This is a genomic window from Streptomyces sp. YIM 121038 (assembly GCF_006088715.1).
In the GTDB taxonomy this organism is placed as follows: domain Bacteria; phylum Actinomycetota; class Actinomycetes; order Streptomycetales; family Streptomycetaceae; genus Streptomyces.
On sequence record NZ_CP030771.1, the window covers coordinates 4,770,229 to 4,782,555 of the forward strand.

The 12,327-nt window shown below is 73.3% G+C and carries 17 protein-coding genes; 16 read left to right on the forward strand and 1 reads right to left on the reverse strand.

Annotation, left to right across the window (positions count from 1 at the left end; all coding sequences use genetic code 11):
• Positions 1–450: a helix-turn-helix domain-containing protein gene (locus C9F11_RS20085; protein WP_138960577.1), complete on the reverse strand. Its 450-nt coding sequence runs from the start codon at positions 448–450 to the stop codon at positions 1–3.
• Positions 451–916: 466 nt separating this feature from the next.
• On the opposite strand from C9F11_RS20085, the gene C9F11_RS20090 reads away from it, so the two are divergent.
• The 16 genes from C9F11_RS20090 (at position 917) to C9F11_RS20155 (ending at position 12,311) form a co-directional block, all read left to right on the forward strand.
• Entirely contained in the window at positions 917–1,111 is a 195-nt protein-coding gene (locus C9F11_RS20090) for a hypothetical protein (RefSeq protein ID WP_138960578.1), read from the forward strand.
• A gap of 67 nt (positions 1,112–1,178) precedes the next feature.
• A complete protein-coding gene (locus C9F11_RS20095) occupies positions 1,179–1,532 on the forward strand; it encodes a hypothetical protein (RefSeq protein WP_249401799.1) in 354 nt (117 codons plus the stop codon).
• Positions 1,529–1,909 (forward strand): hypothetical protein, encoded by a 381-nt coding sequence (locus tag C9F11_RS20100; RefSeq protein ID WP_138960579.1) that lies wholly within the window; start codon positions 1,529–1,531, stop codon positions 1,907–1,909. The genes C9F11_RS20095 and C9F11_RS20100 overlap by 4 nt, the downstream gene beginning before the upstream one ends.
• A complete protein-coding gene (locus C9F11_RS20105) occupies positions 1,906–3,147 on the forward strand; it encodes a recombinase RecT (protein WP_138960580.1) in 1,242 nt (413 codons plus the stop codon). The genes C9F11_RS20100 and C9F11_RS20105 overlap by 4 nt, the downstream gene beginning before the upstream one ends.
• Entirely contained in the window at positions 3,144–3,776 is a 633-nt protein-coding gene (locus C9F11_RS20110; RefSeq protein WP_138960581.1) for a hypothetical protein, read from the forward strand. Before C9F11_RS20105 ends, C9F11_RS20110 begins: the two co-directional genes overlap by 4 nt.
• Positions 3,777–3,997: 221 nt before the next feature.
• The gene (locus C9F11_RS20115; protein WP_138960582.1) at positions 3,998–4,960 is read left to right on the forward strand and encodes a mucin-2; all 963 of its coding nucleotides are present in this window, start codon (positions 3,998–4,000) and stop codon (positions 4,958–4,960) included.
• Entirely contained in the window at positions 4,957–5,637 is a 681-nt protein-coding gene (locus C9F11_RS20120; protein ID WP_138960583.1) for a cell surface glycoprotein, read from the forward strand. The genes C9F11_RS20115 and C9F11_RS20120 overlap by 4 nt, the downstream gene beginning before the upstream one ends.
• Positions 5,634–6,179, forward strand: coding sequence for a hypothetical protein (locus C9F11_RS20125; RefSeq protein WP_138960584.1), 546 nt, complete (start codon positions 5,634–5,636; stop codon positions 6,177–6,179). Before C9F11_RS20120 ends, C9F11_RS20125 begins: the two co-directional genes overlap by 4 nt.
• Complete coding sequence (locus C9F11_RS47435; protein ID WP_171075798.1) at positions 6,176–6,346, forward strand: hypothetical protein; 171 nt, start codon at positions 6,176–6,178, stop codon at positions 6,344–6,346. Before C9F11_RS20125 ends, C9F11_RS47435 begins: the two co-directional genes overlap by 4 nt.
• A 120-nt stretch (positions 6,347–6,466) precedes the next feature.
• A complete protein-coding gene (locus C9F11_RS20130) occupies positions 6,467–6,982 on the forward strand; it encodes an HNH endonuclease signature motif containing protein (RefSeq protein ID WP_138960585.1) in 516 nt (171 codons plus the stop codon).
• The gene (locus tag C9F11_RS20135) at positions 6,982–7,473 is read left to right on the forward strand and encodes a single-stranded DNA-binding protein (RefSeq protein WP_138960586.1); all 492 of its coding nucleotides are present in this window, start codon (positions 6,982–6,984) and stop codon (positions 7,471–7,473) included. The genes C9F11_RS20130 and C9F11_RS20135 overlap by 1 nt, the downstream gene beginning before the upstream one ends.
• An 86-nt stretch (positions 7,474–7,559) precedes the next feature.
• A complete protein-coding gene (locus tag C9F11_RS47440) occupies positions 7,560–7,736 on the forward strand; it encodes a hypothetical protein (RefSeq protein ID WP_171075582.1) in 177 nt (58 codons plus the stop codon).
• A gap of 28 nt (positions 7,737–7,764) precedes the next feature.
• Positions 7,765–8,190 carry a hypothetical protein gene (locus C9F11_RS20140; RefSeq protein WP_138960587.1) on the forward strand — a complete coding sequence of 142 codons (426 nt, stop codon included), beginning with the start codon at positions 7,765–7,767 and terminating at the stop codon, positions 8,188–8,190.
• A 199-nt stretch (positions 8,191–8,389) separates the two neighbouring features.
• Entirely contained in the window at positions 8,390–9,397 is a 1,008-nt protein-coding gene (locus tag C9F11_RS20145; protein ID WP_138960588.1) for a hypothetical protein, read from the forward strand.
• On the forward strand, positions 9,394–10,221 hold the full coding sequence (locus C9F11_RS20150; RefSeq protein ID WP_138960589.1) for a hypothetical protein: 828 nt from the start codon (positions 9,394–9,396) through the stop codon (positions 10,219–10,221). Before C9F11_RS20145 ends, C9F11_RS20150 begins: the two co-directional genes overlap by 4 nt.
• A 272-nt stretch (positions 10,222–10,493) precedes the next feature.
• Positions 10,494–12,311 (forward strand): hypothetical protein, encoded by a 1,818-nt coding sequence (locus C9F11_RS20155; protein WP_138960590.1) that lies wholly within the window; start codon positions 10,494–10,496, stop codon positions 12,309–12,311.
• The last annotated feature ends 16 nt before the right edge of the window (positions 12,312–12,327 follow it).

A 12,327-nucleotide genomic window follows, 5' to 3' on the forward strand; every position in this document is an offset into this window, starting at 1 on the left:
TTAGTTCTCGGCGATGTGTCCCTCGCCGTTCTCGGCTCGCTGCTTGCGCAGGGTTTCTGTCATGGAGACGAAAAGTTCGATCTTCTGGGGGTCCGTGATGCCCAGCTCTTCGGCTGCCGCTTCGGGGGTCAGGGGGTCGGTTCGCGGGGTCTGGTGCCGGATGGCGTGCAGTACGTCGCGGCTGAGGATGCCAGCGGCGACCAGTACCTCGGCCAGAGGCACGTGGAGGGTGTCGGCGATGGCTTCGAGGACTCGCGTCTCGGGGATTCCTTGGCCGCGCATTGTGCGGCTGACGGATGCAGCGGCGATGCCTGACTCTTTGGCGAACTTGGTCTGTCCGCCGCCCCTAGGTCGGAGGTCGTAGCCGTTGCGTTCTAGCTGCTCTCGCAACCACGCGGCGAACTCGTCGGGCGTGGCCCTGTCGTTCCCTGATTGGTTCGTTCGTTCCATGGATGGAACATACCGCGCGTGAACCGTGGCGACCACGTGATCGTTTGAAGGTGTCCAGAAAGCGTGGGTAAGCCATAGTCCACCCCCCCGGGTTGCGGCTTTCCATTCGAACTGGTGACCGATTGTTGTCGGGCATATGCCGTCTGTCAATGCAGATACGTGAATGACCCGCTCCGCATGCATATGCCGATCGAACGCTCGTCCGTCGTGTTAGCGTTCCTTTCATGGAAGGAACGAACCTTCCACGGAAGGACGATGCCCGTATGTACGACCGCGCCGCCCTGGTCTCCGCCGCCCGCAAAGCGGGGGACCGCACTCCGTCAGACACGGCTCGCCGGTTGAAAGTTGCACGTAACACCGCATGGCGTTTGTGGCACGGACACACCGCGCCAAGTGCCCTTGTTGCTGCGGCAGTTGAGCAGCACTACGGCGTTTCCGCTGGTCAGCTAGTGCAGCGAGCCGCCGCATGAGCGGGCTGGTCATCCCCCGCGAGCAGGCATTCGCCGCTGCCCGCCGGGTCCTCGACGCCGCCCGCCGCCGCCGCGACACCGACCGCGCCGCGGGGCGCCTCGCCCCCGAGGTCGAACTCATCTTGCGGCGCCTCGAACGGCAGCAGCGTGCCGAGCAGGCGCCCGCCGTCGAGCACCGCACCGCCGCCTGAAAACGCCGAGGGCCGCCCGGATGCGACCCGGACGGCCCTCTCGACCGCACCCCGAGAGGTACCGATCGTGAACACCCCTCAGCGTACCGACAGACCGGCCGCCACCGAGGCCGAGAGGCACCGCACCCGCACGGACGTCATCGCGCGGCAGCTCGAACAGATCGCCCCGGGCGCCGCGCTCGTGCGGACCGCCCCCGTGACGACCGACCGCGACGGCGAGCAGCGCGTCTCGACGTGGGTCTCCCTCGACGACGCCCTCGGCGGACCGATCGCCGCCGACCGCGATGCCCACCGCGCCGCCCACGGCCTGTTGCGCCGCATGTTCCCCGCCGCCGACTGGACCCGTCCGCAGGTATACGACGCGATCACGGGCGTACTCGCCGTCGACGAGCCGACCATGCCCGAGGAGCTGCACACGTGATCCGCCCCCAACTCTCCGCCGACGGCCTCGCCGTCCGCCTGCCGCTCGCCGAGCACGTCGACCCGGTGCTCGACGACCTCGCCCTCGCCTACGCCCAGGACCCCGAGGCCGTTGGCCGCCTGCTCGCCGCGCACGCCGCAAGCGTCGTCGCCCTCGACGTCGCGATGTGCAGCGAGGACGCCACCGACTACGGACGCGCCGTGCGCGCCGCCGAGGCCGACGCCACCCGCGAGGCCCTGCTCGACGACTGCCCGGCCGCCGTCGCCCTCGACCCCCTGCTCGCCCCCGACGACGCGATCACCCTCGCCGGACGCATCACCCGGGCCGCCGCCCACATCCGCCACCGCACCGCCCCGGAAGGAACCACCCGCCCGTGACCGTGACCACCCTGCCCACCGCCCACGCGCCGACCGCCGTCGCCCCGGCCCGCGGGGGTGCCCTGTCCCTCTCCCACATGAGCCCGTACGAGGCGTGGCAGTTCTGCGAGTCCCTTGCCAACACCCCTCTCTTGCCGGACGCCTACCGCAAGCAGCCCGCGAGCGTGTTGTGGGCGATGGAGTACGGGCGCGCGCTCGGCCTCGACGTCGTCACCACGATCACGACCATTCACGTGATCAAGGGCAAGCCGTGCCAGTCCGCCGACCTCATGCTCGGCCGTACCCGGTCCGCCGGGCACCGCGTGCGCATCACGTCCGAGCGCACCCGGTGCGAGGTGCGCATCATGCGGCACGACGACCCCGACGACGAGACCGTCATCGAGTGGGTACTCGACGACGCCGTTACGGCGGGTCTGTGCACGCTGGTCGACGGCCGCCCGCGCGCCCGCGACCAGAAGGGACAGCCGCAGCCGTGGGAGAAGTTCCCGCGCGCCATGCTGCGGGCCCGTGCCATCGCCGAGGCCGTGCGCATCGCGTGCCCCGAAGTGCTGCACGGCGCGATCTACACGCCCGAGGAACTCGGCGCCGTCGTCGACCAGGAAGGTAACCCGGTCGTCGTCGAGCGGGCCGACGCTCCGCCCGTGCAAGAGGGCGTGACCGTTGTCCAGTCGACGCCGAACGGCCCGCCGCCGCGCGACTTTCTCGCCGAGGCCGCCGCCACCGCCGACGCCGAGCAGCTCGCCGCGATCCTCGCCGACGCCGAAGCCAACGGCGCTCCCACGGAATACATGACGTGCCTCGCCGAGATCCGCGACGCACACGCCGCCGAGTCGGTCGGCCCGGTGCGTGCTCTGCACACCGCGGCCAAGGAGCGAGGAGCGCACCCCGACCACCTCGCCCGCCTCGCCGCCATCGGCGCCACCAAGCCGGGCGCCAAACAGCCGGACACCGGGGACGAGAAGCACACGGCGCGCGACGAGCAGGGCACCCCGGCCGGACCCGCTCCGCACTCGGTGTCCGACGCCGTCGCCGCCGAGGCCGCCATACCCGGCAGCGTGGTCACCGCGGAGCAGGCCGCCGCCGAGGCCGAGAACGCGCTCCGCCTCGCCGCGAGCCGCGCCCAACTCACCGACCTCGACGCCGCGTTCGAGCGCGCGCACGGCCTGCCGATCGAGCAGGCCCCGGCCGCCACCCTCGACGCGTTCCGCGTCCTGATCGAGAACGGGGCCGCCCGGTGACCGCGCAGACCGACCCCCAGCAGGCCGAGGACGAGACCACCGCGCCCGAGCCGCTCGCCGTCCGCGACGCCGTGACCCGACAGGCCGTTCTCGGCGCTCTGCTCGACGAGGTCAAGACCGCCTACAAAGACGCCAAGAAGGCCGCCGACGACCTGCTCGACCGCGCGTACCGGGCGGGCGGCACCACCAAGACCGACGCGACGCTTCCCGACGGCACACGGATCGGTTCCGTCTCCCGGCAGGGCGGCGAGCGCGAGGCGCAGGTCGTCGACGAGGAGGCGTTCCGCGCGTGGGTGCGGGACCACTACCCGACCGAGCACGTCGTCGAGTTCGTGCCCGCCCAGGTGGTGACCGCCGTACGCCCCGGGTTCGCGGGCAAGATCCTCGCCGAGGCGACCGCCGCCGGTACGGCGAAGTACGTCGACCCCTCTACGGCCGAGGTACACGCCCTGCCCGGTGTCGAGTTGAGGCCGTCGAGGGCCGCCTCGCACCGGCTCACCTACACCCGAGGCAGCAAGGCCCAGCCGACCGACGGGCGCGGCCTGGTCGCCGCCGCCTGGCGGGCGGGCGCCCTGCTCGACCACCTGCCCGCCCTCGCTCCCGCGACCCCCGCCGAGGCCGAGCAGTGACCGCCCCGCGGGCCGAGGACAAGCCGCCGCCGTCGTGCGAGTACGGCCGTCCCCGGTGCCACGCCCAGCCCGCCCGCCTCTACCCGTGCGGTTGGCGATGCGAGGAGCACCAGCCCGCCCGGACGCGCCCGGACGTCCGCGCCGCCCAGTGACCGCCCCGGGGCGAGGACGAGCCACCGACGCCCCTCGCCCCGGGCGCCCATCCCAAGGAGCACAACCCCGTGACTTGGTTCAAAGTCGACGACACCGCCCACGCGCACCCGAAGTTGCTCAAGGCCGGTAATGCCGCCCTCGGCCTGTGGGTTCGCGCGGGCGCCTACGCCGCCCAGCACCTCACCGAGGGCGTGATTCCGGGTGTCGTCGCCCAGTTGTACGGCACCGCCCCTCAGGCCCGGAAGCTGGTTGCGTCCGGTCTGTGGCACCCGGCGGACCACGACTGCACCCGGTGCAAGCAGCCCGCTTCGGGCGACTACGTGATGCACGACTTCCTGATCTACAACCCGAGCCGTGCGCGCGTCGAGGACGACCGCGCCGCCGCCGCCGAGCGCCAGAAACGAGCCCGCGAGAAGGCCGCCGAGCAGCGGAACCAGGAGCGTAATCCGCTCGATTCATCGGCGAATCGTCCGCGAACCATCGACGTTCCGTGGGCCGAAAATCGTGAACCGTCCGCGAATCAGATCGAGTTCCCCGACGACATCGCAGGTCAGGGCGTCCCGTCACAGCGTGACGCCGTCGACCCGTCACGGTCCCCCCGACCCGACCCGACCCGTCCCGCTGTACCTCCTACGGAGGTACAGCAAGCTAGCTACGGCTACGGCTCGACCCCCGCCGTCCCGCCGAACTGTCGGCCGTTGCGTGACGCGCTCACCGCCGCCGGGATCGTCGTCGAGTGGTCCCTCGCCGAGGCCGAATGGTTCCGCCTCGAAGCGGTCGTGCAGCGCACCGCCGTGCCCGCCCTGGTCGACCACGCCCGCGAGCAGTGGCGCCGCGCCCGCTCCCGCCCGCGCTCCGTCCGCTACTTCCTGCCCGGATGGACCGCGCTCCCGCCCGTTCCGACCGGAGCCCCGACCTCGCCCGGCGCCGACGTGATCCCGCTCGACGCCGCCCGCCCCGGCCGCGTGCAGCGCGCCGCCGACCTGTTCCGTACCGCCGCGCACGACGACCCACAGGAGTCGGCCCAGTGAACCGCCGCGAAGTCGCCGCCCTGCTCGCCTACGCCGTCCGCCTCGACCCCCGCAGCGCGCCCGCCGATCAGGCCGCCGCCGACGAGACCCTCGACCAGTGGGCCGACCTGCTCGCAGACGTCCCCTCGACCGCCCCGCACCCCACCGGCCGCCCCTGGGACGCCTCACAGGTCGTACGGCACCACATCGCGACCAGCCCGTACCCGATCAAGCCGAGCGACGTGTCGCGCCCCTGGCACGCATTCCGCCGCGACGTCGTCGACCGCCACCACGACCCCGTACCGGCCGCCGACCCGGACGACCCCGCCGCCTACCGAGCCGAACTGCTCGGCACCCGGCACGCCGTCGCGCTCGGCGCCGCACCGGCCGCCACGTTCCGCGAGCTGACCGGCGGGCCCGCACCCGAGGTCGCCGAACGCCTCGCCGCCCTCGGCAGCTACGTGCCGCGCAGCGTCGCCCAGGCCCTCGCCGACTACCGGCCCCGCCGCGCCGAGCGCGAACGCCGCGCCACCGAGGGACTACCCGACCCGCTCAACGTGGCGTGCCCCTACGAGCAGTGCCGCGCCCGCGCGGGCGAGCCGTGCCGCAACGTCCACCGCACCCCGCGCAGCACCGCACACCCCTCCCGTCTCGACCTCGCCACCGCCCGCCACTACGCCCCGGAGGCCGCAGCATGAGCCCGACCCCGAAGCAGGCCCGCACCCACCGCCGCAAGGCCGCCACCACCGACCGCACGAAGAACGTCAAGTCGTGGCGGGTAGAGGCCAGTTGGGACCACAAGCCCGATGATCCGGCCGTCATCCGGACGTCCGACCGCAAGCGCGCCCAGAAGGCGTTTCGCGACCTGGTCGACAAGGGCGCCTACGTGATCTTTCAGGAGCACGCCGGTTGGGACCGGTGGCGCACCGTGCGCGAGGTTGACGGGGTCGCCCTGCGCGCCGAGCGCGCCGCCGAACAGCAGCTCGCCGCCGCAGGCCATCCGCCGACCCCGCCCGCGTACCGGCCGGACGCCGAGGACCGCCACCGCACGTGGCTTGCGTGGATGAGCGCCCGCGCCGCCGCGGAGCAGGCCGCCCGCGAGCAGGCCGAGACCGACGCCCGCCGCCGACGCGTCGCCGCCGACGTCCGCCGCAACGCCCGCGCCCTGATGAGCCCGCCCGCCAACGTCCGGCCCGAGAACCGGCAGCGCGCCCGGCACATCACCGGGGCGCAGCGATGATGCCCGCCGCCGCCCTCGCCGCCATCCGCGCCGCCGTCGAGGTCGCCCACGGCAACGGCGTCCAGGCCCCCACGGACGTAGCCGCGCACGTGGCCGACGAACTCACGGCCGCGGGGTGGACGCTCACCCTCGACGAGCCCCCGAACGTCGCGCCAGCAGCCGCGTAACTGTCCCGCAGGGGGCGGAAATCGGAATGGCCCGCGCCGCCCCCTGTGCACTATCTTCCTTCCATGGAAGGTTCGAACCTTCCATGGAAGGTCTGACTACATCCCGACGGAGGTACATCCATGGATCGGCTCACCCCCGCCCAGCGGTTCGCCGCCAAGGTGAACCCCGCGGGCCCCTGGTCACTCCGTCGGGACTGCCCCGGCCCCTGCCACCTGTGGGACGGAAGCCAGAACGAAAAGGGCTACGGCACCTTCTGGCACGACCGCACCGTCAAGGCTCACCGCTACGCGTACGAGCAGGCCAACGGCCCGATACCCAACGGCCTTGAGGTCGATCACCGTTGCCGCCGCCGCGCATGCGTCGCCCCCGACCACCTCGAAGCCGTCACGCACCGCACGAACATCCTCCGCTCGACGAACCACGTCGCGCAGAGAGCCGCCGTCACGCACTGCCCCGCGAACCACGCCTACGACCAGGCGAACACCATCCACGCGAAGAACGGCACGAGGAAGTGCCGGGCGTGCAAGAACGCGTCCGCCCGCGCCGCCCGCGCCCGCGCCCGCGAGACCCGCCTCGCCCCCGTTGAGCCCATCCGACTCCGCACCGCCCCCACCCCCGAGAGGACCGCCGCGTAATGGCTGGAGAGACCCCGATCACCGTCGTCGGCAACGTCGTTGCCGACCCCGAGTTGCGATTCACCCCGTCCGGCGCCGCGGTGGCGAACTTCCGCGTAGCCAGCACGCCCCGCACGTTCGACCGCACCACGAACGAATGGAAGGACGGTGACCCCCTGTTCCTGTCCGTCTCCGTGTGGCGCCAGCAGGCCGAAAACGTCGCCGAAACGATCCGCCGCGGCGACCGCGTGATCGTCGTCGGACGCCTCGGACAGCGGCAGTACGAGAAGGACGGACAGACCCGTTCCTCGTACGAGATCCAGGCCGAGGACGTCGGCCCCGCGCTCAAGAACGCCAGCGCCCAAGTCACCAAGAACAGCGCCCAGAACGGCCAACAGCCCGCCCAGGGATACGGCCAGCAGGGCGCCCAGCAGGGCTACGGAGCACCCCAGGGCGACCCGTGGAGCACGCAGCAACCCCGCCAGGGATACAGCGCCGAGCCCCCGTTCTAAGCCCTCGCCGCGACCGGACGCGGGCCCGCCCACGCGCGGGCCCGCACGCGATACCGCCCACCACTGACAACCGGAGCGCCCTCACCGTGACGCCGCCACCCGCCGAGCAGACACCGGTCATCGCCACGCCCGGATGGCCGCCCGTCGCCATCCCCGGCCGCCCCGGCTGGTACCGCCACCACACGGACGGCCGCCCCGGCTGGTACCGCCACCACACGGACGGCCGCCAAGTCGACCTTGCCACCAACCAGCCGCAGCAGTAACGCAGTTCACGGACAGGAGCGCCCCACCATGACCGCCGCCCGCCCCGCCTCGCTCGACACCTTGCTCGACCACGTCGCCGAGCACCTGGTCGCCGACGAGCAGCCCGCCCCGCTCTCCGCCGACGACGTGCGCGCCGCCCTCGCGTTCAACGCCGACGACCGCGACCAGGTGCTCGCCACGCTCCGCGACGTCCTGCTCGACACCACCGCGACGCGTACCCCCGAGCAGGCCCTCGCCGCCGCCCGCATCATCCTGACCGCCCACGCCCAGCAGCTCGCCGCCCTGGTCGAGGCCGAGCGCGACGAGACCCGGACCCGATGGGGACTCAACCGCGGCTCCCGCGGCCTGCTCACCGGCTACAGCTCCGCCCGCCGCACCATCCGGACGTACGCCGACCGCCTCGCCGACGAGCAGACCCTCGCCGAGGCAGCAGGCGACCAGGTCGAGCCGTGACCGCCGCCCGGACGTGTCGGGCGTGCCGCCGCCCGCTCCGCGCACCCTCGCCCGACGGATATGGGCCCACGTGCCGACGCAGACAGCAGCCGCCCGACGTCCGGGCCCACGGCGGCGACCTGTTCGCCCTCGCCCACCAGCCGCGCCCCGCACCGCCCGGACACCCCACCCTCGACGACGCCCAGGAGCAGCAGCCCACATGAGCCCCCGCCCCCAGCAGCGCGCCCCCAAGGGCCGTACCCGCGACCGCGACGACCGCCGGGCCGTCGCCGACATCCTGCTCGCCCGCGCCCAACGGGGCGTCCTGTCCCCCGCCGAGGGCGCCCTACTCGCCCAGCACGTCCGCACCGAGCAGCACCTCGCCGACGAGACCCGCCGCGCCATGGCAGGCACGACGCGCACCCTCGAACAGCACCGCGAGGCCGCCGACACCGCGATCGTCGAGGCCGAGCAGCGCGCCGACCGCGCCGAGCAGGCCCTCGCCCCCGTCGAGCAGGCCCTCGCCGAGACTCGCCGCCGGTACCGCGGGGCGTACGACCGCGTCGACCAGGTGCTCGCCGTCCTCGCCCGCGTCCGCACCGCCCAGTCCCTCGGCGACGCCCTCGCCGCCGTCGCCGAACACGACGGACTGTCCCCCGCCGCCGCACGCATCCACGGCCGCATGCTCGACCACGCCGACACCACCGACGCCCGCCTCGCCGAGCAGCAGCGCGACCACGACATCGCCCTCGCCACCATCAAGGAGCGGGCCCGCCGCGTCAGGGCCACCATGCAACGCACCGTCAACCACTACCGCGAACAGGCCGAGGCCAACGCGACGCGCCTCGACCGCATCCGGGAGATGACCGATGACTGGGAGCGCCGTTTGCCCGTCACCGTCCGCACCGCGACGGCCGCCGATGCCGTCCGCCGTGCCGTCGACGGAGACGACAGCCCCGTCATGTTTGACATCCCCACCGCCAACCCAGCCACCGAAGCCGAGCACCGAGCCGCCCGGTACCGCCTCGCATGGCTCGCCGCCCGCCGCGACCGCCACGCCGACCGTGCCGCCATGGCCACCGAACTCCCCCTCGTGCAGGCCGTCGAGCGCGTGCGCGCCCTCGCCGCCCGCATGCGCGCCGGATCACCCCCGGGCGCCGCCGTCTACTACGCCGCCCGCATCGAGCAGGCCCTCGCCAACAGCAACGAGCAGGAGCACGCCGCATGACGACCACTCACGGCCAGCGCGCCGCCGACGACCTCGCCGCCGTCCGCGAGCAGTGGGGCGACCTGCTCGCCGCCATCGCCGAGCCACCCCGCAGAGCCGATTGGATGCCGTACGAGCGGAAAGGTTTCCTCGACCAGCTCGCCGCCGACGACCGGCACGACGACCAGGCCCTCGACGAGGCCACCATCGGCCGCCTGCCGCTCACCATCCGCGAGCACCCCGCACCGGCGAACCTCCGCGCGCTCGACGCCGCCCTCGCCGTCGAGCGCGACGTCTTCGACATGTGCGACGCCGTCGCCGAGCGCGTGCAGCTTCCCGCCCGCGACCGTCACGGCAGGTGGTCCCTCGGCGCCGATCCGAGCGACCCCCGTCTGTGGCACGTGCCCACGTACCGCGACGCGGGCCCGGCAACGCTCACCTCGGCCGGGTCGCGCGCGTTCGGCCTGCACTGGGCCGCAGTGTGGCTCGGGGGCCGCGCCCTCGACGACGCCGACCGCGACCTGTTCGCCTCCACCCCCGCGCCCCTGGTCGACCAGGTCGCCGACGTCGCCCGCGCCGCGCGCCTACGCGTCGAGGGCGCCCTCGGCCGCACCGCCCGGACGCTCACCCTCGACGGGGCGTGCCCGTTCTGCCACGCGGGCCTCATCACCGTGCACAACGGCGGAGGCGACCCGCGCGCCGCCGTGGCGACCTGCTCGACCGGCCCCTCGTGCCCGGCACCGGTCGACGCCGAGCGAGGCCGCCGAGCGTGGCGAGGGCCCGCCCTGGTCGGTCTGTGGGTAGCCCTACAGGCCGCTTCCGAGGAGCAGCGGGCCGCCGCCTGAAACGACGAATCCGGGCGACTCTGGCTAGGAGTCGCCCGGATACGGGGCGTTTGGCGGGCCGCCCCGGGGCTTGGCCCTCGCCGTCTTGGCGGGTTGATGACGACCGTAGGACGTCGGGCCCCAAGTGCGCCAATTTTGCGGCGAGTTGATTTTCGGGGCGCCCCCACATCCTCTTGTGTACTGAGTTGTGAACCCCGTACAGTGGCGCCTACGCCGAACCTCACTCGGCCGCCGGACCTCACCCGGCACCACCAACCACGGGAGCAACCCCCATGGGCACGTACAACCCCGACACCGACACCATCTGGTCAACCACGCACAGCGGCTTCACCGCGCACGCCTTCAACTCCGAGGGCCGCGCCCTGTGCAACCGCAGCATCCGGCCGCGCTCGGACACCACGATTCGCGACAGCTGGAACACCCGCGCCTGGTACGAGGACGGCACGGCGTTCACCGTTCACGCCCGGTGCGTGCAGAAGCTCGACGCCGCCGCCACGCAGGCCGCCACGGTCGAGCAGACCGCGCCGACCGCGCCCGCCGCCCCGCGCTCCGGTGAGGTCACGATCCCCGGCGCCCTCGCCGACCACCTCGCCGACACCAACCTCGCCACCGGCGACGACGACCACGACCCCGCGAGCAAAGCCACCCGCGAGGCCCTCGACGCCGGACGCCGCGGCCGAGGACGCACCCTGATCATCAAGCCCATGTCCACCGACGTCCTCAACGTCATCAGCGAGTACGCCGACGCCCTGCTCGGCGCGGAGGACGCGACCGCCGCCGAGCGCAGGGCCGCACAGAAGTGGACCGAGCAGGCCGGACACGCCCGCAAGCACATCGCCGCCGAGCAGCGCCTCGCCGCCGCCGCGGTCGACCTCGCCGAGACCGCCGAGCAGGCCGAAACCCCGGCCGACGAGTCGGAATCGGTGCCCGGCACGCTGGTCGATCCGTGGACGTGGATCCGGCGCCCGGCGAGCACCCTCACGCCGACCGCCGCGCAGCGCGCCGAGCGCCGCCAGCAGCTCGCCGACTCCCGTTCGGCCACCGCCTACCCGCTGGCCGTGGCCGCCGTCCGCCAAGTCGTCCGCGAGATGTCCCCGGGCGCCGCCCTCCGCGTCCGCGTCACCGAGGAAGGCCCCGAGACCACCCTCACCCGCGATGACCTGCACGCCCTCGCCTACAGCGGACACACCACCGCCGACGCCGTCACCCGCGTCCGCGCCGCAGTCGCCACCCACATCCGCCACGGGGAACGCGAGGTGCACATCATGTTCCCCGCCCTGGGCATGCGCCCCACCCTGTACCTCCCCGACGTCATGGCCCTACTGAACAGATGGAAGGACGCCCAGGCCGCAGCCGAGCAGGCCCTCGCCGACGCCGAGGCGCAGCAGGCCGCCGCCCTGGTAACCGAGACCGAAGCGAGCGAGGGCACATGGCGGGGCGAGTGGATCGGCGAGCAGCCGGTCGGCGAGACCCTGTTCACCGTCGAGCCCGCCATCGAGCAGGGCGCATTGTTCGACGACCTCGCCACCGCCCCGGCTTCCACTGTCCGCAAGCAGCAGCGTGCCGCCCTCGACCGCATCAAGGCCAAGGCCGACGACGATCGCGCCGACGACCGGGCCGCGACCGACGACCAGATCGCCGCCCACGGCGTACCGGCCCCGGCGACCGTTACGGCTCGGATCGCCGCCCGGACCGGCGAGCAGCCCCCCGAGCGTCACGTCGTCGAGGGCGTGATCGTCGCCCACAACGGCCGCACGAAGGGCACCGCGCCCAAGCACTCGGCCGACCCCGACGCCCTCGCCGCCGTCGCCGCCCTCGGCAACCTTCGCCTCGCCGAGATCACCGACCACGCCGACATCGCCGCCGAGCCCGGCGAGCCCGACCACCAGCCCGACGCGTGGGGATTCCTCGCCGAGCCCCGCGGACACGGCCGCATCGCCCTGTACTGGGTTGAGTCCGGCCGCTACGTGACCCGCGAGGGTAAGCCGTGGGCCGTCGAGCTGAAGATCGGCGCCGACAGGCTGAGCGCCGCCGGATGGAAGATCGAGCCGCGCACCCGCCGATGCGTCATGGCGTGGCGACCCGCGTAACACCAACCGGCCCGCC